Below are 25,073 nucleotides of genomic sequence, written 5' to 3'. Positions count from 1 at the left end.
GCCGGGCCACAGCCCTTCCGGCGCGGGTGTGAGGAGCGCCCCAGGTTCGGGTAGGTGCCCCACGTACCTGGAACGACGAGAGGTGGTTCGGTAGTGAGCGACGTACAGGACGACGGCTGGTGGTACTGCCTCAGACACAACAGGGTCGAGCACGGCGCGGGCTGCCCCAACAGCCAGCGGCTGGGCCCCTACGAGGACGAGGCCACGGCGGCGCGGGCCCTGAGCATCGCCGCCGAGCGCAACGAGGCCTGGGAGGAACAGGAAGAGGACGAGGGCAAGGGCTGACGGCCCGGGAGCACGCGCGGGGCCGGGCGGCGCGGGTTCCGCGAGGACCGGCCCTGTGCGTTCCACGTCCCATCCCTTCTGACAGGATCGCTCCATGAGTGAAGAGAACGCGTCGCAGGGCGCGGACATCGCCGGGCTGTCCATCTCCGTTCTGGGCGGAACGGGCGACCAGGGGCGCGGGCTGGCCCGCCGGTTCGCCCTGGCCGGACACACCGTCCACATCGGCTCCCGTAACGCCGAGCGCGCCGCCAAGGTCGCGGCCGACCTCGTCGAGGCCGAGTCCGCCGACATCCGGGTGAGCGGGCTGACCAACACCGAGGCCGCCGCGCAGGGGGACATCGTCATCGTCGCCGTTCCGTGGGACGGCCACCGTGAGCTGCTGGTGTCGCTGGCCGACCGGCTCGCGGGCAAGATCGTGGTGGACTGCGTCAACCCGCTCGGCTTCGACAAGAAGGGGCCCTTCGCCCTGGACGTCGCCGAGGGCAGTGCCGCGCAGCAGGCCGCCGAGGTCCTGCCCGGCAGCCGGGTCACCGCGGCCTTCCACCACGTCTCCGCCGTGATCCTGCTGGACCCCGAGGTCGACCAGGTCGATCTGGACGTGCTGGTGCTGGGCGAGGACCGCGAGGCCACCGACGTCGTGCGCGCCCTGGCCGAGCGGATCCCCGGCGTGCGGGGCGTCTTCGGCGGCCGGCTGCGCAACGCCCACCAGGTCGAGGCGTTCACCGCCAACCTCATCGCGGTCAACCGCCGCTACAAGACCCACGCGGGGATTCGCATCACGGGCCTGTGAGCCCGGCCCTCGACTCCGCCCGCGACCCGGGCCCGTGCGTGCCGTCGGGACGGTGGGCCGGGCCCGGATCCGGGGTCCCGGGCCGTGCCGCGCCGGTCGGGGAACCGGGGGCGCGGCACGGCCGGGAGTCTCGGATCAGTCGCAGAAGGCGGCGCGCTCCTCGTCCGTCATCTGCCTCGTGGACTGGGTGACGGTGCTGCCCTGGTCGTCCGCGGGCCCTTCGGCGGTGAAGGGCGCGTACCAGATGTAGTGGCCCCACTGGCGGCTGCCGAAGTGCAGCTCGTAGGTGCCGTCGACGCGCTGCATCCTGGGCCCGTAGTACACGGTGGCGACCTCGCCCGGCTGGGCGGTGACCTGTGTCCGCTGGGTCTGTGTGTGCTCCGAGCTCCACTCGTGGCCGTAGGAGACGGTGAAGCTCTGCTTGAAGATCGCGCCGAACGTGGCCGTCATCGACAGGTTCACACTGTTGGACTCGCCCGTGGTCTTGGACCAGGACACCTGGGACAGCTGCTCGTGGTCGGTGCAGTTGTAGACCGGCGCGCCGACCTGCTCGGCGGTGTTCTGGAAGTACTCCGGGGAGCCCGAGGGGTGGAACTCGCACAGGTCGGTGCTCTCGCCGCACCGCTCCAGCAGTTCCCGGACGGTCGGGGTGTCCTCGTGGTCGGCCGCGGCCGGTGCGGGGGACAGCACCAGGGCCGCCGCCACCGCGCTCGCGGCGGCGCTCGCAGTGAGGGTCCTCAGCGCTGTGCCCCTCCTGGGGCGGGGGGTCACGGGCACGCCGCCTCCTCAGCGTCGGTCATCGGCCGGACGTTCTGCGTGACGACCTCGTCCGGTGAGTCGGAAACGGGCCCTTCGGCGGTGAAGGGCGCGTACCAGATGTAGTGGCCCCACTGGCGGCTGCCGAAGTGCAGCTCGTAGGTGCCGTGGACGCGCTGCATCTGCGGACGGCGCTCGACCCAGCCCACCTCGCCGGGGCCGGTGTTGACGAAGGTGGTCTGCGCCTCGGTGTGCGAGGTCTTCCAGGTGTGCTGGAAGGACTGCTCGTAGGCCACCGAGAAGACCTTGCCGAATCCGGCCTCGGTGGTCAGGCTCAGGCCGACGCTGTTGCTCTGGGACGTGGTGTCGGACCACTCCACGGCCATGTTCTGACGGCCCGAGGTGCAGTTGAACACCTCCGATCCCACGGTGCGGCCGTGGGCGGAGAACAGCTCGGGCTCTCCGCCGGGGTGGAACTCGCACAGGTCCGTGGTCACGTCGCACAGCTCCAGCAGCTCGCGCACCGTGGGCGTGTCCTCGTGGTCGGCGTGGGCAGGGGCCGGTGTCGTGGTGACCGCGGTCGCCAGGGCGATCGCGGCGGCGGTGAGCACGGTGTACGTGCGTCTCATGTCGGTTCTCCCATCGAGCGGGGGTGGGGGAGCCGGGCGTCAGCCCAGGGTGGTGGAGACGGTGCGGTCGTTCATGTAACCGCCGATGTCGGGGGTGTTCTCGCGGTAGGGGCCGTCGCGGTCTCCGGTGCCGTCCGGTCCCGAGTGCAGCCACAGCGAGCACCGTGCCCAGGGCTGGGCCGAGGAGATGATGTTCTGCCACTCCGGGGGGAAGGTGAACCAGAACTCGATGTCGTCACCGCCCTGACAGGTGTTGTCCCCGTGGAGGGTGAACGTGGCGCCGCCGTAGTTCTCGTGTTCGAAGTAGGTGCCGATGATCACGTCGGAGCTGCTCTGGGCGGCGAGGGTGCCGGTCCGGGGCCCGGACAGGGTGTGCTCCTGTTCGGCGAGGGCGCGTTCCTGTTCGGCCAGGGTGCGTCCGACACGGTCCTCCGCCGCGTCGATCGCCTGGGCGTAGGTGCTGAAGCACTCCTGGCCGCTGCCGTCGATGTCGCCGACGCAGTGTTGTGCGGGGGCGGCGGAGGCAGGCAGCGGGGAGACCAGGGCCGAGCCGAGGGCGGTCACCGCGAGGAGGGCGCTCACGCCGGGGCGACGGTGTAGAGGGGGCATGCGTTCTCCGGTTTCGTCCGGGGGCGGGACGTTACTTAACGCATGTTAACAGGACAATGTGTGGGAATTGGGATACTCAGAGTGACGGAACCGGGGTGCGCTGCGCCTTCGCTCGAAAAGTAGTTCCCCGGCTCTTGGGGGACCGCGTGCCCCGCGGGGGAGCGGGGCGCGCGGCCTGGTCCTACGCGCCGGTCAGGAGGCCCACTCCTTGACCTTCTCGATCAGCTTGGCGGGGTTCTCGCCCACCGGGGTCACGTTGAGTTGGGTGACGCCCGCGGCGCGGAAGGCCTCCACCCGCTCGCGTACGTAGGACTCGGGGCCGACGAGGTTGGTGAGCTCGACGAACTCGTCCGGGACCGCGGCGGCGGCCTCGTCCTTCTTCCCGGCCAGGTACAGGTCCTGGATCTTCTCGGCGGCCTCCTCGTAGCCGTACCGCTGGGCCACCGTGTTGTAGAAGTTCTTGCCCTTGGCGCCCATGCCGCCCACGTACAGGGCGATCATCGGCCGGGTGAAGTCGGCGAGCTTCTTGGTGTCCTCGCCCTCGCCGATGGCGAGCAGGCCGCCCGCGGAGATCTCCAGCTCGCCGAGGCCCGGGTCGCGCTTGGCCCTGCCCTTGGCGAGGAAAGTGCCCCACACGCTCTCGGCCTTCTCCGGGATGAACAGGTGGGGCAGCCAGCCGTCGGCGATCTCGGCGGTCATCTCGACGTTCTTCTCGCCGAGGGAGGCCACGAAGACCGGGATCGCCGGGCGCACCGGGTGGTTGATGATCTTGAGCGGCTTGCCCAGGCCGGTGCCGTTCTCCGGGGGAAGCGGTAGCTGGAACACCTTGCCGTCGTGGGTCAGGCGCTCCTCGCGGGCCCAGACCTTGCGGCAGATCTCGATGGTCTCGCGGGTGCGGCCGAGCGGTTTGGTGTAGGGGATGCCGTGGAAGCCCTCGACGACCTGGGGGCCGCTGGCGCCCAGGCCGAGGATGGCGCGCCCGTCGGACAGGTAGTCCAGCCCGGCCGCGGTCATCGCGATCAGGGTGGGGGTGCGGGTGTACATCGGCAGGATGGCCGAGCCGATCGCGACCCGCTCGGTGCGGGCGGCGAGATAGCCCATCAGGGTGGGGCTGTCGTAGCCGTAGGCCTCCGCGACCCACACGGTGTCCAGCCCGGCCTTCTCCAGTTCGACGATCTGCTCGACGGCGGCCTTGGGCTCGCCCGCGTACTGGAGTGGCGTCGAGATGCGCATGTGCTGTCCTCCCGGCAGGCCGGACCCCCGGCCCGCGTAGGTGCTCGGTGTGCCGTCACTGTACTACCGAGTTCTGTTCGGTTTGTTGTCTGGCTCACCGTTTGCGCCACTTCGCTGCTTTGCCCAAGGTTTCTTGGCCAAGGACTCTTGGCCAAGGAGTCTTGGGCATCTATGGTGCTCTCATGAGCACCGAACCCGACCACCACGGCCGACCCGTCCCGGACCCCTTCGAGAACGCCGCCGTCCTGGACGCGCTCTCCCTGCGCGGCCTGGCCCACCCCCTGCGCATGCGCGTCTACCAGCTGCTCCAGAAGGCGCCCGCCACCGGCAAGGTCGTCGCCGAGAGGTTGGGCGTCTCCTCGGCCTCGGCCAGTTACCACTTGCGCCAGCTGGAGACCTACGGCTTCATCCGGGAGGACCCGGAGCTGGGCACCAGCCGCGAGCGTTGGTGGCGGGCGGCCTCCGAGGGCTTCCGCCTGCCCGAAAGCCTGGACACCGAGGCTCCCGAACTCACCACCGCCCTGCGGCACACGATCGCCGCGGGCTGGTCCGAGCGGCTGGGTGCCGCGGTCGATCAGTGGTCGGCCCAGCCCGAGGGCTGGCGCGAGGCCCAGTTCATGTCCGACCGCACCCTCACCCTGACCCTGGAGCAGGCGGAGAGCCTGCGCTCGGAACTCGTCGAGGTGCTCGACCGGCACACCGCACGGGGCGGCACCGGCGGACCGGGGGAGCGCACGGTGCACGTCCAGCTGGCCGCCTTCCCCAGCCCCGACCCCGGTCCCGAGCCCGCCTCCCGGCCCGAGGAGTCACCATGAGAGCGGTCGTCGGCCTGGTCACCTCCGAGGTGTTCGCCCTCACGGGCACCAGACTGGCCATGATCGCCATCCCCTGGTTCGTCCTGGAGACCACCGGCAGCCCCGCGCACATGGGCCTGGTCACGCTCTTCGAACTCGGCGCCTACACCCTGGCCAGGCTGTTCGTCGGTCCGGTCCTGGACCGGGTGGGCCAGCGCGCCGTGAGTATCCGGGTGGATCTGCTGGCCGCCGTCGCGCTCCTCGCCGTCCCCCTGCTGTTCTCGGCCGGACTGCTCCCGTTCCCGGTACTGCTCGTCCTGGTCACCGTGATCGGCCTGGCCACCGGCCCCTCCGAGGCGGCCAAGGTGTCACTGTCCCCGTTCGTCGCCGCCGCGGCGAACGTGCGGGTGGAACGTGTGACCGGCCTGACCGGGACGGTCGACCGGCTGTCCATGACGGTGGGCCCGGTCGCCGCCGGCGCGGTGGTCGCCGCCCTGGGTGCGCTCGCCGCGCTCTACGTCAACGCCGTGCTCATGGTCCTGGCCGCGCTGGTGACGGCGCTCCTGCTGCGCCGTGACACCGAAACGGCGGGCCGCGCCGAAACCGACCCGGAGGCGGACGACGGCTACCCGGCCCGCCTGCACGCGGGCTGGCGGGCGGTCTGGGGCGACCTGCCGCTGCGGATGCTCGTCACGATGATCCTGGTGACCAACGTCGTGGACGTCGCCGTGATGAGCCTGGCCCTGCCGGTCTGGGCACACGAGGGCGGTTGGGGACCGCAGGCCGTGGGGCTGGTCGCGGGCGCGCTCGGCGGCGCCTCGGTCGCGGGTTCACTGCTCGCCGTGTGGATCGGCCACCGGCTGCCCCGCCGGGTCACCTTCTTCGCCGCCATGGTCATCGCCGGTCCGCCGCGCATCCTGGTGCTGGCCCTGGACGTCCCGCTGTGGGCGGTCCTGGTGGTGTGGGCGCTCTCCGGGCTCGGCGGCGGGCTGATCAACCCGATCCTGTCCGCGGTGGTCTTCGAGCGGCTGCCCCGGCACATGGTCGGCCGGGGGATGTCCATGGTGGGAGCGCTGGCCCGGCTGGGCGCGCCCATCGCCGCCCCGGGCATCGGGGTGGCGATCGGCCTGCTCGGGGTCGCCCCGGTCCTGGCGGCCGGCGCCGCGGTCTACCTGGCGGCGGTGGCCCTGCCCGCCTTCGGCCGTGCCGCGAAGGGGTTGGAGCGGCCCCCGGAGGAACCGGAGGCCGCTCGGCGGAGAGCGGAGGGCCGGGAGGCGACCCGGTGGCCGTGAGCGCGGGGCGATCGGCCGAACACGACTCGGGCAGGGGTGGGGGAAGCCGGTCGCTACTCGGGTTCGTCGCCGGTGACCAGCGGAAGCGACTCGTCCGAGGCCCACTCGGTGATCGAGCCGTCGTAGACCGCCGCGTCCTCGCGCCCGGCCAGGGCGAGGGCGTGTGCCACGCCGGTGGCCGCGATCCCACCGCCGCAGTAGGTCACCGGAGTGATCCCGGGGTCGAGCAGGCCCTTCGCCGCGAACAGCGTGCGCAGTTCCTCGGGCGACTTCAGGGTCCCGGTCGCCGGGTCGGTGATCTCGCTGACCGGCAGGTTGACGCTGCCCGGGATGTGCCCCGGGCGGCCGTAGGTGTCCTTGTCCCCCCGATAGGCCGCCGGGTCCAGGACGTTGACCAGGAGGGTCCGCCCGTCCCCCAGGGAGGCCGCGACGTCCTCGGTGGAACGCAACAGCTCCGGGCGGCGCCTGGCCTCGAAGACCTTCGGCTCGGGTGCGGGGGAGGGCGTGTCGGTGACGGGCAGCCCGGACGCCTTCCACGCGCGAAGGCCGCCGTCGAGGATCTCGACGTCGTCGAAGCCCTCCAACCGCAACTGCCACCACAGGCGGGTGGCCCAGATGCCGTTGGCCCGGTCGTAGACCACGACCCTGCTACCGGGGCCGATGCCCAGGGCGCCCGCGCCGGCCGCGAAACGCTCGGAGGAGGGGACGGTCCACGGCGCGGTGGCGTCGGGGTCGGCGAAGTCGGCGAGCAGGTCCGCGAACAGCGCGCCGGGGATGTGCTCGGCGTCGAAGGCGGCCCGCCCCGACTCCACGGTGTAGGGGCCTTCGACGGACGGACTCAGGTGAGTGGTCGAGTCGAGGAGGACGAGACCGTCGTCGTCGAGGTGCTCGGCCAACCAGGCCGCGCTGACGGTCGGTGCTGTGCTCGGTGCCATGTCTGGTTCCCTGGGGTGTGAGGGGCCGGTCGGCAGACCCCAACCGGGGACGGGACGGCGTTGTTCCGGCTCACACGTGAAGGACCGCCGACCGGGGCCCGGGAGAGCCCCGACCGGCGGTCCGGTCACCGCCTGGTCGGCGGATCAGCTGGAGTAGGTGTGCTCCTCGGCCGGGAAACTGCCGTTGACGACCTCGTCCGCGTAGTCGGAGGCGGCGTCGCGCAGGGTCTCGGCCAGGTTGGCGTAGGTCTTGACGAACTTCGCCACCCGCGGGCTCAGCCCGGCCATGTCCTGCCACACCAGCACCTGGGCGTCGGTGGAGGGGCCTGCGCCGATACCGATGGTCGGGACGGCCAGCTGCCCGGTGACCTCGGCGGCCAGGTCGGCCGGGACGGCCTCCAGCACGACCGAGAACGCGCCCGCGCGCTCCAGTTCCTTGGCGTCCTTGAGCAGGCCGGCGGCGGCCTCGCCCCGGCCCTGCACGCGGTAGCCGCCCAGGGTGTTCACCGACTGCGGGGTCAGACCCACGTGGCCCATGACCGGGATGCCCGCCGAGGTCAGCAGTTCCACCTGGGGGGCGACCGCGTGGCCGCCCTCCAGCTTCACGGCCTGGGCGTTGCCCTCCTTCATGAACCGGGAGGCGGTCTCCAGTGCCTGCTGGGGGGAGCCCTGGTAGGAGCCGAAGGGCAGGTCGGCCACGACCAGTGCCCGCTTGGTGGAGCGGGTGACGGCCGCGGTCAGCGGAATCAGTTCGTCCACCGTCACCGGGACGGTGGAGTCGTAGCCGTAGACGACGTTGGCGGCGGAGTCGCCGACGAGGAGGACGGGGATGCCCGCCTCGTCGAAGATCCGCGAGGTGAGGGCGTCGTAGGCGGTCAGCATCGGCCAGCGCTCGCCGCGCTGCTTGGCCAGGGCCAGGTCGCGGATGGTGACGCGCCGACTGGTGACCCCGCCGTACAGGGCGTTCCCGGTGGAGGGGGTCTTGGTTGAGGTACTCATGATGGGTTCTTCCTCCGTTGTCTCGAAGCACCCGCGTGGGGTGTCCCCGGACCTGTGGACGAAAACGGTTGTCGCGTGCTCGCGCACGCGGGTTCCCCGGAGGGAACGGTCCCCGAAGGGAACGGTGCGGTCGTGCGCCTTGTTCCCCTTGGCCGGTTCCGGACCACCCGGCGGCGCCGGTGCGGGAGGAACAGGTGTGCGGGGGACGCACACCAGCATCATCGCACGGCGCGGTTCCGGTGTCCGCCCCGGGGAGGGGCCGGATCTCACATTTGTGCACACCGGTCGAACCACCCGCGGAGAAAGGGGTCCGGTCGATGGCCGACCCCGCGGAAAGGCTGTTCTGGGACGGTTCGTGAAGAACTGTGACGCGCTTCCCGCGGGTCGGGCCGTGAACGCTCCCGAAAGCACGGATGTTCCCGAGTCCCGCACGGTGACGCGTTCCCCAACGGTCCGGTGAACGGATGGCTAGCATGACATCGGCGCCGGTCCCAACGTCAGAACCCGGGCGGCCGCGGGGGCGCGTGGCCCGCGCGAGGGGCGGGCGCCGTGGACCGGAAGGGTGCCCGTGGACCAGCAGACAGCGTATCGGCGCAGGTGGGGCGGGTTGGCGGTGCTCGTCATCTGCCTGTTGGTGATCGTGGCCGACAACACGATCCTCAACGTCGCGCTGCGTACTCTCTCCGACCCGGTCAGCGGGGTGGGCGCCAGCCAGTCGCAGCTGGCCTGGGCGATCAACTCCTACACGCTGGTCTTCGCCGGACTGCTGTTCACCTTCGGTGTGCTCGGTGACCGGTGGGGCCGCCGTCGGATGCTCGTGGCCGGGCTGGTGGTGTTCGGCGCGGCCTCGGCGCTCTCGGCCTACTCGCAGAGCCCCGAACAGCTCGTCATGGCCCGCGCGGTGATGGGCTTCGGCGCCTCCATGGTGATGCCGCAGACCCTGTCGGTGATCACCAACGTCTTCCCTCCGGAGGAGCGCGGCAGGGCGATCGGCCTGTGGGCCGGTGCGGTCGGCCTGGCGATGGCGATCGGCCCGTCGGCGGGCGGGCTGCTCCTGGAGAACTTCTGGTGGGGTTCGATCTTCCTGGTCAACGTGCCCTTCGTGATCGTCGGGCTGGCGCTGATGTACGTGCTCATCCCCGAGTCCAAGGACGAGAACGCGGGGCGCCCGGACGTGGTCGGCGTGCTGCTGTCCATCCCCGGCCTGGTGCTGCTCATCTACGGGATCATCACGGCGGGGGAGCGGGCCTCGCTGGCCGACTGGGACGTGTTCGGCTCGCTGCTGGTGGGCGTGGCGGTGATCGTGCTGTTCCTGTTCCACGAGTCGCGCACCCCCGACCCCTCGCTGGACGTGCGCTTCTTCCGCAACCCCCGGTTCAGCGTGTCCATCGCCACGATCATGGTGCTGTTCTTCAGCATGGCCGGGATCATCTTCTTCCTGAGTTTCTACTGGCAGAGCATCCGCGAGTTCTCGCCGTTCGTCGCGGGTCTGCTGGTGCTGCCCGCCGCGCTGGGCCAGATGATCTTCGCCCCGCTGAGCCCCACCCTCGTGCGCTGGGTCGGGCCGCGCACGCTCGCGGCGGTGGGTGTGGCGGCCGTCTGCTGCAGCTTCGCCTTCTACACGCAGATCGAGGCCGACACCCCGCTCGCGCTGATCATCGGTTTCTTCTTCCTCCAGGCCTCGGCGATGGCGGTCGTGCTCACTCCGGCCACCGACGCGATCATGTCGTCGGTCCCGCCGGGCAAGGCCGGGGCCGCCTCGGCCGTGCAGAACACGGTCCGCCAGGTCGCCACCGCCATGGGTGTCGCGGTCCTGGGCGCGGTGATCTCCTTCCACTACCGGGCCGGGATCGCGTCCGCCCTGCACACCGTGGCCGAGGAGTCCGACGACGTGGGCCCGGGGGAACTGCGTGCGGCCGGTGAGTCCGTGGAGGCCACCCTGGCGCTGGCCCGCAGCCTGGGACCGCAGGGCGACGCGCTGATCGAGCCGGCCAAGGAGGCGTTCGTGTCGGGGCTGCACCTCGCGGCACTGGTCGCGCTGTGCTTCGGGCTGATCGGGCTGGTCGTGGTGCTGGTCTGGATGCCCAGGGACGCCGCAGACCACCAGTCGAGCGACCCGGAGCGCGAGCCGGAGGGGGCCGGGACCGAGCATCCCGAGAACTAGCATGGGCGCATGCGCCTCACCGCCTTCACCGACGTCTCCCTGCGCCTGGTCATGCGGCTCGCGGTAGCGGAGGAGGGCGAACTCCTCACCACCCGCACCGCCGCCGGGATGCTCGCCGTGCCCTACACCCACATGGCCAAGGCCGTGGCGCGCCTGGCGGAGATGGGGCTGGTGGAGGCGCGGCGCGGGCGCGGCGGCGGCCTGCTGCTCACCGAGGCCGGCCGGCGCTCCTCCGTCGGGGCGATCGTCCGCGAGCTGGAGGGGGCGGGCGACCTGGCCGGGTGCGAGGACGACCCGCCCTGCCCGTTGCGCGCGGCCTGTCGTCTGCGCGGCGCCCTGGCCCGGGCCCGCGAGGCCTTCTACGCCTCCCTCGACGAGGTGACCGTGGAGTCCCTGGTGGCCGCGCCCGCGCGGCAGACCCTCATGGTGCTCCGTGAGGACGGCTCCCCGGCCTGACCGGTTCCTCTCGAGCGGGTCCCTCCCGGCCGGCCCCGGCCCCCTCCCGAACAGGCTTTCCGTGCTTCGAACCACCCCGGTGCGCGGGCTCCGGACACCGGATTTAATATGCATTTGAGATACCAATTATCTGGTCCGGGACCCGGTCCCGACAAAGGAGGACGCGTGCTCTCCACCGAGTCCGCAGCCACGGTCCGCGCCACCATCCCCGCGGTCGCCGGGGCACTGGAGACCATCACCGCCCGGTTCTACGACACCATGCTCAGCGAGCGCCCCGAGCTCCTCGACGGCCTGTTCAACCGCGGAAACCAGGCCGACGGCCGACAGCGCAAGGCCCTGGCCGGGGCCGTCGCCGCCTTCGCCGTCTCCCTCCTGGACCACCCCGACGAGCGCCCCGACGCCCTGCTGTCCCGTATCGCGCACAAGCACGTCTCCCTCGGCGTCACCGAGGACCAGTACGTGATCGTGCACAAGTACCTGTTCGCCGCGATCGCCGAGACCCTCGGCGAGGCCGCCACCCCGGACGTCGTCGCGGCCTGGGACGAGGTGTACTGGCTGATGGCCGGGAGCCTCATCGCCCTGGAGGCCCGCCTCTACCAGGAGGCCGGAACCACCGGCCGCGACGTGTGGCGCCCCTGGCGGGTGGCCGACCGCGCCGAGCAGACCCCCGACGCCGTCACCCTCACCCTGGAACCCCGGGACGGCGAACCGGCCCCCGGCTTCCGGCCCGGCCAGTACGTCAGCGTGCGCGTCCAGCTCCCCGACGGCCTCCACCAGGCCCGCCAGTACTCGGTCTCCGGCTGGGACGGAAACCGCCGTCGCATCACCGTCAAGCGCCTGCGCGCGGGCGAGCACCCCGCCGGTGAGGTCTCCACGCACCTGTACGACCGCGCCGCCCCCGGCGACGTCCTCATGGTGTCCGCCCCCGCCGGGGACGTCACGCCGGCCGATGGCGAGCACCCCCTCGTCCTGGCCTCGGCCGGGATCGGCTGCACCCCGATGACCGCCATGCTCCAGCACCTGGCCGAGCAGGGCAGCACCCGCCCCGTGCTGGTCCTGCACGCGGACCGCGGGCCCGAGCACCACGCCCACCGCGAGGAGGCCGCCGACCTGGTCGACCGGCTCCCCGGAGCCGCCGCCCACACCTGGTACGAGCGCGGCGCGCAGGAGGCTCCGGGCTCCCGTGCGGGGACGATGGACCTGGACCGGATCGAGGTGCCCGAGAACGCGGAGGTGTACCTGTGCGGCCCGCTCCCGTTCATGCGCGACGTCCGGGCCCGGTTCCTGCGCGCCGGGATTCCCGCCCGCTCGGTCCACTACGAGGTCTTCGGCCCCGACCTGTGGCTCGGCACGGACGACTGACGCTCCGCGCCCGGTAACACGGCCTCCTCCGAGTCCTGGAACGGCTCGGGTGCGGACCGGCATACTGTCTCGTATGTCCCCCAGCGAACCCGTCTCCCTCTTCGTCGGCCGCCGTCCGCAGCTGGAGCACCTGCTGAGTGAGGCCGCGGCGGTGGGGTCCGGGAGCGCGCGCACGAGTCTGGTGGTGGGTGAGGCCGGGATCGGCAAGACCCGGCTGATCAGCGAGTACCTGTCCCGGACCCCCTTGGCGCGGACGGTGGTCGGGGGTTGTCTGGAGATGGGGACCGAGGGCATCGCCTTCGCCCCCTTCGCTGCGGTGCTGCGCCAGCTGGTCCGTGACACCGAGGCGCCGGTCGCCGGGGGCGAGCTGGCCCGCCTGGTCCCCGGGTTGGGGCCCGTGCCGGAGACCACCGAGGAGAGCCGCGCGCGGTTGTTCGAGGCGGTACTGACCTTCCTGGAGGAGCGAGCCCGCCCCGGAGGGCTGGCCCTGGTGATCGAGGACCTGCACTGGTCGGACGCCTCCACCCGGGACCTGCTGGTCTTCCTGCTGCGCAACCTGGGCACAACCCCGGTCCACCTGGTGGTCTCGGTGCGCTCGGACGACCTGCACCGCGCCCACCCGCTGCGCCGCCTGCTCCCCGAACTCGAACGCCTGCCCGGGGCCGGTCGCGTCGACCTGGCGCCGCTCACCCCGGAGGAGGTCGCCGAACAGGCCACCGTCCTCGGCCACCCCGTCGACCCCGACCTGCTGCACGCACGCAGCGGCGGAAACCCCCTGTTCGTCGAGTCCCTGCTCGCCGACCCCGCACCTCTGGGCACCGCCCTGCCCGACACCCCCCGCGAACTCCTGCTGCGGGCCGTGGAGCCGCTGCCCGAGGACACCCGAACGGTTCTGGGCCTGGCCTCGGCCTCCGGTGACCGGGTCGACCACACCCTCCTCGCAGAGGTCGCCGCGGGATTCGGGATCGGTGACGTGGACCTCGACCGGGCGCTGCGCCCGGCCGTCGACGCCCGGGTCCTGCGGGCCACCGGCACCGGTTACGTGTTCCGGCACGCCCTGCTCGCCGAGGCCGTCTACTCCGAGCTGCTGCCCGGAGAGCGGGTGCGCACCCACCGCCGCTACGTCGAGGCCCTCGACCGGAACGGGCCCGGTCGGATTCCCGGTGAGACCGCCGCCCAGCTGGCCCGGCACGCCCACATCGTCCACGACCACCCCCGAGCCCTGAACGCGGCCTGGGTCGCGGTCGAGCACGCCGAGGCCAGCGCCGCCCACCCCGAACTGCTGGAACTCCTCGAACGCGTGCTGGAGCTGTGGGAGGTGGTGCCCGACGCCGAGGAGATCCTCGGGCTGCCGCACGGAGAACTCCTGCGCCGCGCCTGCCATGCCGCCCACGTCTACGGGGGCGTCCGCCGCGCCGCCGCGCATGCCGCCGCCGGACTCCGTGTCACCGACCCCGCCACCCACCCGGACCTCACCGGGGAGCTGTTCATGGCGCGGGGGCGAGCCCGCAGCGACGAGGGTCGGGCCGACGCGCTGGAGGATCTCAGGGCCGCAGCCGAGTACCTCGGCCACGACCACCCCCGGCGTCCTGCTCTGGACGCCGTCAGCGCCATCGTGCTCATGCGTCTGGGGCGGGACGACGAAGCCGAATGGGCGGCCCGGGTGGCGGTCGCCTCGGCTCAGCGGATCGGTGACGAGGCCAGCGAGGTGGAGGCCCTGATGACCCTGGCCAACCTGCTGGGGGAGCCCCAGGCGATCGAGGACGACCCGACCGGGCAGCGGCAGTCCACGGGCCGGCGCAGGAGCGGGGATTCGGAGGGGGAGGCCGTCATCGCCATGCTGCACCGGGCGATCGACCTCGCCCGGCGCACCGGGCAGGTCCGGATGGAGATCCGAGCCTGGCGCAACCTGGCCGCACACCTGGATCACCAGTTGCGGATGGAAGAGGCCTACCGGGCGGCGGAGCGGGGGTGGGAGCGCTGCGCCGAGTTGGGTATCTCCCGAAGCCAAGGGCTCGGCTGCGGGCTGGCGATGGTGGGACTTCTCGCCAACATGGGTCGCTTCGACGAGGCTGAGGCGCTGCTGGCCGGACTCCCGCGCGGAGAATCGCGCCAGGCAGCCCACCGACTGGATACGGAGGCCCTGCACCACACGTTCCAGGGCCGCTGGGAACAGGCGGAGGAGGCGCTGTCGGACTTCGTCCGCATCATGCCCCGGGAGGTCTCCTCTCCGTTGGAGTACCTCAACCACTACTACGCACGGCTCTACCTGCTGATGTACCGGGGAGAGCTGGTCGAGGCCGCTCTCGCGGTGGAACACGCCCACCGCGACATCGGCATGCTGGAACCCGGCCGTTTCCCCTACAGCGGGCTGTCCGTGGTCGGCGAGCTGGTGTTCCGGCTCCGTGTCCGGGGCGGTGGCGAGGAACTCCGCCGGGCGGAGGCGCTCACCGCGCTTCTGCGGGCCAACCTGGACCACTACCGGGGACGTGTCTCGCCACTGGACCGACTGGGCCGCAGGGTGATCCGGGGCTTTCTGGCAGAGGACCCGCTGGAGGCGCTGGAGCTCTTCTCCGAGGTGGCACTGGTTGCCGAGGCCAGTCTCAACCACGGGATCCTCCTTCAGGCGCTGACCGGCTCCTTCCATTCCGCGCTCCGGTGGGGTGACCCGGCCCGGGCCCGGGCCCTCCTGGAGCGCTTCGAGTCCCTGGAGCGGGAGAGCCGTGAGTGGGTCCTGCGGCGACAAGCAGGGGAGATGCGCGCGGCACTGCGGGCCGCAGCCCCTGACCCGGCCGCGCTCCCCGCCGGTCTCACCCCGCGTGAGCTGGAGGTGCTGCACGAGGTGGCCAAGGGCTCGTCCAACCGGGAGGTCGGCCGGGCGCTGTTCATCTCCGCCAAGACGGTGAGCGTGCACCTGAGCAACCTGATGGCCAAACTGGGCGCCGACAACCGTACGGCGGCGGTGGCCAGGGCACGGGAGCTGGGCCTGGTCTGATGGGGCATACTCGCCCCTATGTCCCCCTCTGTGTCCTCCGCCTTCGTCGGGCGCCGGCAGCAACTCGACAGCCTCCTCTCCGACGCCGCCAGGGCACGGGAGGGTGAGTCGAGGGCGGTCCTGCTCTGCGGCGACGCCGGGATGGGCAAGTCCCGGCTGCTGGAGGAGTACCTGGAGCGCACGCCCATGGGCCACGCGGCGCTGGGCAGCTGCCTGGAACTGGGGGCCGAGGGCATCGCCTTCGCGCCCTTCACCGCGCTGCTGCGCCAGTTGGTCCGCGCGGTCGGCGACGGCGGCGGGACCACGGGTGGAGAACTGGCCCGCCTGGTCCCCGGGCCGGGGTCGCCCGCGGAGGGCGCGGACGACAACGGCCGCGCCCGGTTGTTCGAGGCGGTGCTGGTCTTCCTGGAGGGGTGCGCCCGGTCCGGCGGGCTCAGCCTGGTGATCGAGGACCTGCACTGGTCGGACGCCTCCACCCGGGACCTGCTGGTCTTCCTGCTGCGCAACCTCGACGCCGTGCCGGTCCACCTGGTGGTCTCGGTGCGCTCGGACGACCTGCACCGCACCCACCCGCTGCGCCGGGCGCTCCCGGAGCTGGAACGGCTGCCCCGGGTGAACCGGATCGACCTCGAACCGTTCTCCCGGCAGGCCGTCGCCGAACAGGCCGCCGCGCTGCGGGGGAGCGCCCTCGACCCGGTCGCGCTGGAGCTGTTGCTGGAGCGCAGCGGCGGCAACCCGCTGTTCGTGGAGTCTTTCCTGGCCGCCCCGGACGGGGGGAGCGTTCCGGACGGGCCCCGTGAGCTCCTCATGCGTCGCGTCGAACCCCTCGCGGCGGGCACCCGCAAGGTCCTGGGCCTGGCCTCGGTGGCCGGTGACCGGGTCGACCACGGCCTGCTCGCCGAGGTGGCCGAGGCCTCGGGGGTCGGCGAGGACGACCTGGACGGGGCGCTGCGCGAGGCCGTCGACGCCCAGGTGCTGCGCGCCACCGAGACCGGGTACGTGTTCCGGCACGCGCTGCTGGCCGAGGCGGTCAAGGAGGACCTGCTCCCGGGACAGCGGGTACGCGCCCACAGGCGCTACGCCCAGGTACTGGAGAGCGGGGTGCCGGGGCTGCCCCGCGCCGAAGCCGTCGCCCAGCTGGCCCACCACGCCTACGCCGCGCACGACCACCCGCGGGCCCTGGCCGCCGCCTGGGAGGCCGCGGACCAGGCCAGAGCCGCCAGCGCCTACCCCGAGCACCTGGAACTGCTCGAACGCGTGCTGGAACTGTGGGAACTGGTCCCCGACGCCGACGAGCGGCTGGGACTGCCCTACGGGGAACTGCTGCTGGCGGTGTGCCGGGCCGCGCAGATCGCGGGCAGTATGCGCCGGGCGGTCGAGCACGCCACCGAGGCCCTGGCCGACCTCGACCCGAGGGCCGAGCCCGAACTGGCGGCGCGGCTGCTGGTGGCGCGCGGTCTGGCCTTCAAGGAGCTGGGGAGGCTCGACGCCCTGGACGACCTGCGCGCGGCCGCCGAGCTGCTGCCCGAAGGGCATCCCGAACGGGCCGCGGTGGGCGCCACCACCGGGACGGTGCTCATGATGCAGGGCAGGAGCGACGAGGCGGAGCAGGTCACCCGGTCCGCCATCGAGGAGGCGCGTGCGTGCGGCGACCGGGCCAGCGAGGCCGACGCGCTGATCACCCTGGGCAGCCTGCTGGACGTCACCGGGTCCGAAGAGGCGTTGAACCTGCTGCGCGAGGGCATCGGTATCGCGCGGGAACTGGGCGAGGACCAGGTGGAGATGCGGGGGCTGAACAACCTGGGCGGCAGCCACAACGGCCGGTTCGAGTACGAGGAGTGGCTGGCCTGCGCCGAGGAGGCCCTGGCGCGCTGCGTCGAACTGGGGGTGTTCCGGTCCCAGGGGGTCATGTACGTCAACGGGGTGGCCAGCGCCCTCACCGCTCTGGGCAGGTTCGCGGAGGCCAAGGCCAAGCTGAACACGAACCCGACCTCGGACGACCTGGCCGGAGGGCGTCGGCAGGCCCTCATCGCCCAGCTCGCCGCTGTGGAAGGGGACTGGGAGACCAGCCACCGGGCTCTGGCGGAGTTCGCCCGCCTGCTGCCCCGGGACACCACCACGACCGTGGAGTACATGTCGGATCACTACACCCGGCTCCTCCTGCTGCTGCACGGGCCGGACGGGCGGCCGGCGGAGGCGGCCCGGAAGATCCTCGAGTGGGAGGGGGAGACCGGAATCATCTCCCAGACCCGCTACAGCGCGAGCGGGTTGTCCACCATGGCGCTGGCCGTCTGGCGGCTGCGGCGCCGAGGCGGGGCCGGGGACCGCGAACTCGCCGATGAACTGGCCGCGGAGCTCGCTGCGGTGCTGGCGCGCGAGGACTGGCCGGTCTCGCCGATGGGGGAACTGACCCGGCATGCCAGCAGGGCGTTCCTGGAGGAGGACCCGGAACGGTCACTGGAGCACTGGGACCGGGCGCTTCCCCTGGCCGAGCGGGCCCAGGGCCTCTTCCGCGGCGAATGCCTGTACGGGGCCTTCTGGGCCGCGCACGGGGCGGGGGAGACCGGACGCGCCCGTGACCTGCTGGGTCGGGCCGAGGCGTTGCTGGCCGAGCTGGACCTGCACATCGTCCGACAGCTCGTGGACGAGATGCGCGCGGCCCTGGCGGAGGCGGCCCCGGTTCCGGCCGCGCTGCCCGCCGGTCTCACCCCGCGCGAGGCCGAGGTACTGGTGGAGGTGGCCAAGGGCCTGTCCAACCGGGAGGTGGGCGAGGCGCTGTTCATCTCCGCCAAGACGGTGAGCGTGCACGTCACCAACCTCATGGCCAAGCTGGGCGTGAACAACCGCACCGCCGCCGTCGCCCGGGCCCGCGAGCTGGGACTGGGGTAGGCCCCGGACCGCCGGGATCCCGGGTCAGGCCCGGGAACCGGCCCGGCTGATCCGGGCCAGCGAGGCCTCAACGTCCACCCTGTCGACCGGCTGGTTGTAGGGCAGCTTGGCGAGCACGAGTGCCATGCCGCAGGTGTTGGTCAGGCCGGCGAAGGTCAGCCCGGCGCCGATGAAGGCGGCGACGAACACGGCGGGGGTCCACCACAGGCTCAGCAGTGCCGTGACCAGCACGATCGAACCGGCGATCAGGCGCACCTGGCGCTCCAGGCCCCACCGCTCCCGACCGTGCACGGTCGGGCCGTCGGCGGCGGTCCAGGCGTTCATGCCGCCCGCCATCACCACGGTGTCGGTCAGGCCGGCGGCGGCCAGCCTGTCCTGGGCCTGTTCGGCGCGCGGGCCGGACTGGCAGACCAGGACGACCTGTTCGGAGGCGTCCCTGGCCACGCGCCCGGCGTGCTGGTCGAGTCGGCCCAGGGGGAGGTTGATGGCGCCGGGGATGTGCGAACTCTCGAACTCCGCGGGGGTGCGCACGTCCACCAGAAGCGGGGCGGAGTTGCTCTCGACCCGGGCGTGGACGGTCGCTACGTCGACGGACTTGCTCATGTGTGTCTGGCTCCTGGCAGTGCTGTCCGGTCAGAGGAATCGGGCAGAAGGGACGAAGGCAGCGGGCGGGCAGCCGGAACGGGGATAGTCGACCACCCTGATAGGAATACTACCCCCGGGGGTATGTGACGTGCTTGTCAACGGGATCGGGAATACCGCTCCGACACCAGCACGGCTGACGCCCGGATCCGGCTCGCCGGACACGCGTGCCGGAGCGGAACCCGGACGGCGCCTCGCCCCACCACAGCACAACGGCCGCCGGTGAGGCCCTAGCCGATGTCCGGAAGCTCGTCGTCCGCGTGTGCGCCGAACTCGGCGACGCGCACCTCCGCGACGCGCTCGTACCGGTTGATCCGGTCGGTCCAGTCCTCGTCGACGCCGAACGCCACCTGCGCGAAGCCCACCCGTTCGACGGCCTCGGCCAGTTCCGGATCACCCGGGGCCAGCAGCCGCACCGGCGCGTCGAGCGCCACGGTGTGCGGCGGTACGAAGAACTCCTCCGGCACCACGGTGCGCGCGTGGACGAGCGCGCCGACGGCGACGACCGATCCGGCCCCCAGCCGCGCGCCCTGCAGGACCGTCGCCGCGGTCGCCGCGTAGACGCACCTGCCGACCTCGCAGCCCAGCAGCGTGGCATGCGGCCCCACGAAGACGTGGTCACCGACGAGCACCGGCTGGTCGCCGGCGACCGCGGACCCGCGCAACACCGCGTTCTCGCAGATCACCGAGGCCTCCCCGACCTCGATCCGGGCTCCCTCGGCGTCGAGCACCGCACCGTACATCACCCGCGCCCTCGGCCCCACGCGGACGTCACCGACGAGCGTGGCCGTCGGTGCGACGTAGGCGGTGGGGTGGACCTGCGGCTCGTGCCCGCGGTGCCGGATGCGGATGCCCCGCGCTTCGGTGGTCATGACCGAATTCTCGCGCGGCCGGCCGCGCGCGTGCTGGCGGTTTTCGGACGTCGCGTTCGGCGGTGCCCGTCCCCGGGAAGGAGGACGGGCCCGCCGCTTCGCACCCGGCCCTAGAGCGTGGGCAGGTACCGCTGGAGCTCGTACGGGGTGACCTGGCGGCGGTAGGAGTTCCACTCCGCCTTCTTGTTGCGCAGGAAGAAGTCGAACACGTGCTCGCCGAGGGTCTCGGCGACCAGTTCGCTGTTCTCCATGAGGCGCAGCGCCTCGTCCAGGCTCTGGGGCAGGGGCTTGATGCCCAGGGCGCGGCGCTCGGCGTCGGTGAGGGCCCAGACGTCGTCCTCGGCGCCCGGGGGCAGTTCGTAGCCCTCCTCGATGCCCTTGAGGCCCGCGGCCAGGATCACCGCGTAGGCCAGGTACGGGTTGGCCGAGCTGTCCAGCGAGCGGATCTCGATGCGGCTGGAGTTCGACTTTCCGGGCTTGTACATCGGCACGCGCACGAGCGCGGAGCGGTTGTTGTGGCCCCAGCAGATGTAGGCGGGGGCTTCGCCGCCCATGCCGGCGGAGGCGGCCGGGTCGTCCCAGATCCGCTTGTAGGAGTTGACCCACTGGTTGGTGACGGCCGCGATCTCGTCCGCGTGGCGGAGGAGGCCGGCGATGAAGCCGCGCCCGACCTTGGAGAGCTGGAAGTCGGCACCGGGCTCGTAGAAGGCGTTGCGGTCGCCCTCGAAGAGGGAGAGGTGGGTGTGCATGCCCGACCCCGGGTACTCGGTGAAGGGCTTGGGCATGAAGGTGGCGTACACGTCCTGCTCCATCGCCACCTCCTTCATCACGAGCCGGAAGGTCATGATGTTGTCGGCGGTGGTGAGCGCGTCCGCGTAGCGCAGGTCGATCTCCTGCTGGCCGGGGCCGCCCTCGTGGTGGCTGAACTCCACCGAGATGCCCATGGCCTCGAGCATGTTGATCGCGTTGCGCCGGAAGTCGTGGGCGCTGTTGTGCGGGGTGTGGTCGAAGTAGCCGCCGGAGTCGTTCGGCTCGGGGAACTCGCCGTGCTCGGGGAACTTCTTCAGGAGGTAGAACTCGATCTCGGGGTGCGTGTAGAACGTGAACCCGAGGTCGGAGGCCTTGCTGAGCTGCCGCTTGAGCACGTGCCGCGGGTCCGCCGGGGACGGCGAGCCGTCGGGCATGAGGATGTCGCAGTACATGCGGGCGGTGCCGTGCGGCTCGTTGCGCCAGGGCAGTACCTGGAAGGTGGAGGGGTCGGGCTGGGCGAGCATGTCGGCCTCGTAGACCCGGGCGAAACCCTCGATGGCGGAACCGTCGAACCCGATGCCCTCGGAGAAGGCCGCCTCCAGTTCGGCGGGTGCGACCGCGACGGACTTGAGGTACCCGAGCACGTCGGTGAACCACAGCCGCACGAACCGGATGTCGCGCTCCTCCAACGTGCGGAGCACGAATTCCTGCTGTCGATTCACGTTCAACCTTCCTCGATGCCGGTCGGTCCCGGACCCGGTCCGCGTGGTGCGGAGCCGAGCCGGACGCGTTGTCCCAGGACCAGTCTGCCGTGCGGATATTTCCAGGGTATTTCCGCACACGCCAACCAGCCTGCCCGGTCCGTTCCCCGCACACGCATTATGACCTCTGGCAGCGGGGTTCCGGGCCACCCCGGGCCGAGGAAACCGGCCCGGAATCCGTCGGGCGGCCGGCCGGGGAGCGTCCACCCGCCGAAACACGGGGTGACTAGGCTCGGGGGCGTGGCACAGCTGAGAATCGCACTGGCCCAGGTCAACCCCACCGTGGGTGACCTGGAAGGAAACGTCCGGCTCGTGGTGGAGTCCGCCCGTGGAGCCGCCGAGGAGGGCGCCCACCTGGTGGTGCTCCCGGAGATGATCGTCACCGGATACCCGGTGGAGGACCTCGCCCTGCGCGACTCCTTCGTGTCGGCGTCCGTTCGGGCCACCCGTGCCCTGGCAGCCGACCTGGACGCCGAGGGCCTGGGTGGACTCCCGGTCGTGGTGGGCTTCCTCTCCCGCAGGGAGGGGCCGGGGGAGCGGTACGGCCAGCCCTCCGGGGCGCCGCAGAACGCGGTCGCCGTCCTGTACCGGGGAAGGGTCGAGCTCACCTCCGCCAAACACCACCTCCCCAACTACGGGGTCTTCGACGAGTACCGCAACTTCGTCCCCGGCGACACCCTGCCGGTGGTCCGGGTGCGCGGCGTCGACGTGGCCCTGGCGGTCTGCGAGGACCTGTGGCAGGACGGCGGTCCGGTCACCGCGGCCCGCGCCGCCCGGGTCGGGCTGCTGGTCGCCCTGAACGGTTCGCCGTACGAGCGGCACAAGGACGACGTGCGCCTCGAACTCTGTTCGCGCCGCGCCCGCGAGACCGGCGCGGCCCTGGCGTACGTGAACATGGTGGGCGGGCAGGACGAGCTGGTCTTCGAGGGCGACTCACTGGTGGTGGACGCCGAGGGCGAGCTGGTGGCCCGGGCGCCGCAGTTCGAGGAGAACCTGCTCGTCGCCGACCTGGAGCTGGCCGAGGCGGCCCACACCAGGGAGGGGGCCGGCGACGGCGAGGTGGTGGACGGGCTCAGGATCGTCCGGCGCACGCTGTCCTCCGAGCCCGTGCCCGCCTACGAACCCCGTACCAACACGGTGACCCCGCGCCCGGACCCCCTCTCCGACGTCGGGGAGGTCTACCGAGCCCTGGTCACGGGGCTGCGCGACTACGTGGCCAAGAACGGCTTCGCGTCGGTGGTCCTGGGGATCTCGGGGGGCATCGACTCGGCTCTGGCCGCGACCATCGCGGTGGACGCCGTGGGCGCGGAGCGGGTGCACGGGATCCTGATGCCCAGCAACTACTCCAGCGGGCACTCGGTGGCCGACGCCGAGGACCTGGCCGAGCGCCAGGGGTTCGCTGCCCGCACGGTGCCGATCGCCCCGGTGGTCGAGGCCTTCGAGCAGGCGACGGCGGGAGCCGACGCGGCGCTGAGCGGGCTGGCGTCGGAGAACCTCCAGGCCCGCGTGCGCGGCACGCTGCTCATGGCGCTGTCCAACCAGGAGGGCCACCTGGTGCTGGCCACCGGGAACAAGAGCGAGGCGGCCACCGGGTACTCCACGCTCTACGGTGACTCGGTGGGCGGGTTCGCCCCGATCAAGGACTGCTGGAAGACCCTGGTGTGGGAGCTGTCGGTCTGGCGCAACGCCGAGGCGGCCCGCGAGGGCCTGACCCCGCCCATCCCGGAGAACTCGATCTCCAAGCCGCCCAGTGCCGAGCTGAGCCCGGACCAGCTCGACGCGGACTCCCTGCCCGACTACGTGCTCCTGGACTCGGTCCTGGACGCCTATGTGGGTACGGACAGGGGCGAGGCGGAGCTGGTCTTCGCCGGGTACGACCCGGAGCTGGTGCGCCGGGTGATCCGGCTGGTGGACCGGGCCGAGTACAAGCGCCGCCAGTCCGCGCCCGGTACCAAGATCAGCTCCCGCAACCTCAGCCGGGACCGCCGCCTGCCCATCACCAACCGCTGGACGGTGTGAGGGCGGGCGGGCGCGGGCGCGCTCACGTCGTACCGGAGGTGGTGCGGCGGAAGAGCGTGTAGTCGCACCCGTTCTCGAAGGGGTGGCTCTTCACCCGCTCGAAGCGGGCCGGGTCGAAGGCCGCCCCCTCGAAGAAGGTCTTCCCCGCCCCGGCGACGACCGGGTAGCGCTTGATCATGAGCTCGTCGATCTCCGGCAGCAGGAGCCCGGCGATGGTGGGTCCGCCGACCAGGCAGATCCCGAGTCCGCTGTCCTCCTTCTTGAGTTCGCGGACGGTCCCGACCGGGTCGGTGGGCACGACCGTCACGTTCGGGTCGATGTCGGCCGGCAGGGTGCGTGAGAAGACGTACTCGCGCAGGTGCTGGTAGGAGCTGGTCATCCCCTGGCTGTAGCCGACGTCGTAGGAGCCCCGGCCCTGCAGCATGGTGTCGAAGTGCCTGTTGGGCACGTCCAGGCCGAGGAGGTTCCGCGCCACCGTGGGGAGCAGCTCCGGGTACTCGTTCACGTGGAACTCGCCGTTCTCCCCGAGGTCCCCGGTGCCGTCGCTGTTCGGGAAGAAGTCGAAGGAGCCGTCGGGTGCGCAGACGTAGCCGTCGAGCGAGACCGCGGCGAAGTAGGTGAGGGTTCGCATGTTTCTCCTTGGAGGGGTACTCCTGCGGCCGGTTGACCACTATGGTTGAAGTACTTCAAGTAAAGTACTTCAGACATAGTGGTTTGCCAAGAGGTTTTTCGAGATTTTCCGCGAAAGGGGAGAAGAACATGGTCAGGAACCCGGAGCGGCGCGCCGCCCTGCTGGACGCCGCGATCGAGACACTCGCCGAGGAGGGCGCGCGCGGGCTCACCTTCCGAGCCGTCGACACCCGGGCGGGTGTGCCGGTCGGCACCGCCTCCAACTACTTCGCCGGTCGCGAGGACCTGCTCGCCCAGACCAGCGTGCGCACCTACGAGCGCTTCATGCCCGGACAGGCCGAGTGGGACAACGTGCTCACCGGCCCCCGCGACCGGGCCAAACTCGCCGAGGTCATGCGCGCCACGGTCACCCGTCTGGCCGCCGACCCCAGCGTCTACCTCGCCTCCCTCGAGCTCCAGCTCGAGGCCACCCGCCGCCCCGAACTGCGCGCGGACATCACCGCCCGCGTCCGCGCCGACCTGGAGGCCAACTTCGCCTTCCACGAGCAGGCCGGGATGCCGGGCGGCCGCGACACCGTCATCGTGCTCTACCTGGCCATGAACTGGCTGGTCACCGAGTACCTCACCCTCCCCGGGGTGCTCGCCCCCGAGGGCTCCCTGGACGAGCTGGTCACCAGGGTGGTGGAGAGCGTCGACCTCGGTGCCTGACCCCGGCCGGGCCCCCTACGCTCCGGACCCGCTCCTACGCCCCGGACCCGCCCCTATGCCCCGGACCCGCCCCTATGCCCCGGAGCCGCTCCTATGCCCCGGAGCCGCTCCTAGATCGTTGATGGGAAATCCCTGAAACCCCTGCGGGCATGACGAAGGGCGTCAAGGATCAGAGTGTGACCAAAGACCTTGACGCCCTTCTGACAGCACTCTCCGTCCATCTGGACGATGACGTGATCCCTTCCGACAAGCCGCGCCCTGGGCCGGGACCCCCCCGCCTGCTCAACGACGCCGAACTCGTCAGCGTCGCCCTGGCCCAAGTGCTGTTGCGCCATGACTCCGAACGCCACTGGATGCGCGTGGCCCCGCACCGGATCGGGCACCTGTTCCCCCGCCTGCCGCGCCAGTCCGAGTACAACCGCCACCTGCGCTCGGCTGCCCCGGCCCTGTTCACGGTCGCGATGTGGCTGGCCCGAGCCACACCCACCTGGCACGAGAACCTG

The 25,073-nt window shown here is 71.8% G+C and carries 21 protein-coding genes and 1 pseudogene; 12 read left to right on the top strand and 10 right to left on the bottom strand.

The features are described 5' to 3' along the window. Positions 1-93 precede the first annotated feature (93 nt). Entirely contained in the window at positions 94-285 is a 192-nt protein-coding gene (locus D458_RS0121605) for a hypothetical protein (RefSeq protein WP_017588826.1), read from the top strand. 94 nt (positions 286-379) lie between these two features. Beyond that, a complete protein-coding gene (npdG, locus tag D458_RS0121600; protein WP_017588825.1) occupies positions 380-1,075 on the top strand; it encodes an NADPH-dependent F420 reductase in 696 nt (231 codons plus the stop codon). 135 nt (positions 1,076-1,210) lie between these two features. Here the strand turns inward: npdG and D458_RS0121595 are convergent, their stop codons facing one another. The 4 genes from D458_RS0121595 to D458_RS0121580 form a co-directional block, all read right to left on the bottom strand. After that, entirely contained in the window at positions 1,211-1,852 is a 642-nt protein-coding gene (locus tag D458_RS0121595) for a hypothetical protein (protein WP_051049736.1), read from the bottom strand. Next, a complete protein-coding gene (locus D458_RS0121590; RefSeq protein ID WP_017588823.1) occupies positions 1,843-2,460 on the bottom strand; it encodes a hypothetical protein in 618 nt (205 codons plus the stop codon). Before D458_RS0121590 ends, D458_RS0121595 begins: the two co-directional genes overlap by 10 nt. A 39-nt stretch (positions 2,461-2,499) precedes the next feature. Then, on the bottom strand, positions 2,500-3,069 hold the full coding sequence (locus D458_RS0121585; RefSeq protein ID WP_026119554.1) for a hypothetical protein: 570 nt from the start codon (positions 3,067-3,069) through the stop codon (positions 2,500-2,502). A gap of 192 nt (positions 3,070-3,261) precedes the next feature. Continuing rightward, a complete protein-coding gene (locus tag D458_RS0121580) occupies positions 3,262-4,302 on the bottom strand; it encodes an LLM class F420-dependent oxidoreductase (protein ID WP_017588821.1) in 1,041 nt (346 codons plus the stop codon). Between the two features lie 182 nt (positions 4,303-4,484). On the opposite strand from D458_RS0121580, the gene D458_RS0121575 reads away from it, so the two are divergent. Next, positions 4,485-5,117: a winged helix-turn-helix domain-containing protein gene (locus D458_RS0121575; RefSeq protein ID WP_017588820.1), complete on the top strand. Its 633-nt coding sequence runs from the start codon at positions 4,485-4,487 to the stop codon at positions 5,115-5,117. Continuing rightward, a complete protein-coding gene (locus D458_RS0121570; RefSeq protein WP_017588819.1) occupies positions 5,114-6,388 on the top strand; it encodes an MFS transporter in 1,275 nt (424 codons plus the stop codon). Before D458_RS0121575 ends, D458_RS0121570 begins: the two co-directional genes overlap by 4 nt. A gap of 53 nt (positions 6,389-6,441) precedes the next feature. Here D458_RS0121570 and D458_RS0121565 read toward each other — a convergent pair whose 3' ends face one another. Next, a complete protein-coding gene (locus tag D458_RS0121565) occupies positions 6,442-7,323 on the bottom strand; it encodes a sulfurtransferase (RefSeq protein ID WP_017588818.1) in 882 nt (293 codons plus the stop codon). Positions 7,324-7,467: 144 nt separating this feature from the next. Beyond that, positions 7,468-8,322 carry a 3-methyl-2-oxobutanoate hydroxymethyltransferase gene (gene panB / locus D458_RS0121560; RefSeq protein WP_017588817.1) on the bottom strand — a complete coding sequence of 285 codons (855 nt, stop codon included), beginning with the start codon at positions 8,320-8,322 and terminating at the stop codon, positions 7,468-7,470. Between the two features lie 568 nt (positions 8,323-8,890). Between panB and D458_RS0121555 the strand changes: the two genes are divergently transcribed. The 5 genes from D458_RS0121555 to D458_RS0121535 all read left to right on the top strand — a co-directional run bounded on the left by D458_RS0121555 (position 8,891) and on the right by D458_RS0121535 (position 18,188). Continuing rightward, the gene (locus tag D458_RS0121555; RefSeq protein ID WP_051049735.1) at positions 8,891-10,486 is read left to right on the top strand and encodes an MFS transporter; all 1,596 of its coding nucleotides are present in this window, start codon (positions 8,891-8,893) and stop codon (positions 10,484-10,486) included. 9 nt (positions 10,487-10,495) lie between these two features. Next, positions 10,496-10,942: an RrF2 family transcriptional regulator gene (locus tag D458_RS0121550; RefSeq protein ID WP_017588815.1), complete on the top strand. Its 447-nt coding sequence runs from the start codon at positions 10,496-10,498 to the stop codon at positions 10,940-10,942. A gap of 165 nt (positions 10,943-11,107) precedes the next feature. Beyond that, entirely contained in the window at positions 11,108-12,304 is a 1,197-nt protein-coding gene (locus tag D458_RS0121545) for a globin domain-containing protein (protein ID WP_017588814.1), read from the top strand. A 73-nt stretch (positions 12,305-12,377) separates the two neighbouring features. Next, the gene (locus D458_RS0121540; RefSeq protein ID WP_017588813.1) at positions 12,378-15,299 is read left to right on the top strand and encodes a helix-turn-helix transcriptional regulator; all 2,922 of its coding nucleotides are present in this window, start codon (positions 12,378-12,380) and stop codon (positions 15,297-15,299) included. An 18-nt stretch (positions 15,300-15,317) separates the two neighbouring features. Then, complete coding sequence (locus D458_RS0121535; protein WP_017588812.1) at positions 15,318-18,188, top strand: helix-turn-helix transcriptional regulator; 2,871 nt, start codon at positions 15,318-15,320, stop codon at positions 18,186-18,188. Between the two features lie 24 nt (positions 18,189-18,212). Here D458_RS0121535 and D458_RS0121530 read toward each other — a convergent pair whose 3' ends face one another. The 3 genes from D458_RS0121530 to glnA form a co-directional block, all read right to left on the bottom strand. Continuing rightward, a complete protein-coding gene (locus D458_RS0121530; protein WP_017588811.1) occupies positions 18,213-18,791 on the bottom strand; it encodes a rhodanese-like domain-containing protein in 579 nt (192 codons plus the stop codon). A 269-nt stretch (positions 18,792-19,060) separates the two neighbouring features. Further along, complete coding sequence (locus D458_RS0121525) at positions 19,061-19,702, bottom strand: gamma carbonic anhydrase family protein (protein ID WP_017588810.1); 642 nt, start codon at positions 19,700-19,702, stop codon at positions 19,061-19,063. A gap of 110 nt (positions 19,703-19,812) precedes the next feature. After that, positions 19,813-21,174 carry a type I glutamate--ammonia ligase gene (glnA, locus tag D458_RS0121520; RefSeq protein ID WP_026119552.1) on the bottom strand — a complete coding sequence of 454 codons (1,362 nt, stop codon included), beginning with the start codon at positions 21,172-21,174 and terminating at the stop codon, positions 19,813-19,815. Between the two features lie 279 nt (positions 21,175-21,453). Between glnA and D458_RS0121515 the strand changes: the two genes are divergently transcribed. Next, a complete protein-coding gene (locus D458_RS0121515) occupies positions 21,454-23,232 on the top strand; it encodes an NAD+ synthase (protein WP_017588808.1) in 1,779 nt (592 codons plus the stop codon). Positions 23,233-23,254: 22 nt separating this feature from the next. Here D458_RS0121515 and D458_RS0121510 read toward each other — a convergent pair whose 3' ends face one another. Then, a complete protein-coding gene (locus tag D458_RS0121510) occupies positions 23,255-23,863 on the bottom strand; it encodes a dihydrofolate reductase family protein (protein ID WP_017588807.1) in 609 nt (202 codons plus the stop codon). Between the two features lie 128 nt (positions 23,864-23,991). Here D458_RS0121510 and D458_RS0121505 point away from each other — a divergent pair, with 128 nt between their 5' ends. Together D458_RS0121505 and D458_RS36500 are read left to right on the top strand one after the other, a co-directional pair. Next, positions 23,992-24,570 (top strand): TetR/AcrR family transcriptional regulator, encoded by a 579-nt coding sequence (locus tag D458_RS0121505; protein ID WP_017588806.1) that lies wholly within the window; start codon positions 23,992-23,994, stop codon positions 24,568-24,570. 176 nt (positions 24,571-24,746) lie between these two features. Continuing rightward, positions 24,747-25,073: pseudogene (locus tag D458_RS36500) on the top strand (hypothetical protein); the annotation flags it as partial.

This window comes from Nocardiopsis ganjiahuensis DSM 45031 (genome assembly GCF_000341085.1).
In the GTDB taxonomy this organism is placed as follows: Bacteria; Actinomycetota; Actinomycetes; order Streptosporangiales; family Streptosporangiaceae; genus Nocardiopsis; species Nocardiopsis ganjiahuensis.
Note: the sequence above shows the minus strand (reverse complement) of the source record. Positions and strands in the feature narration are given on the sequence as shown.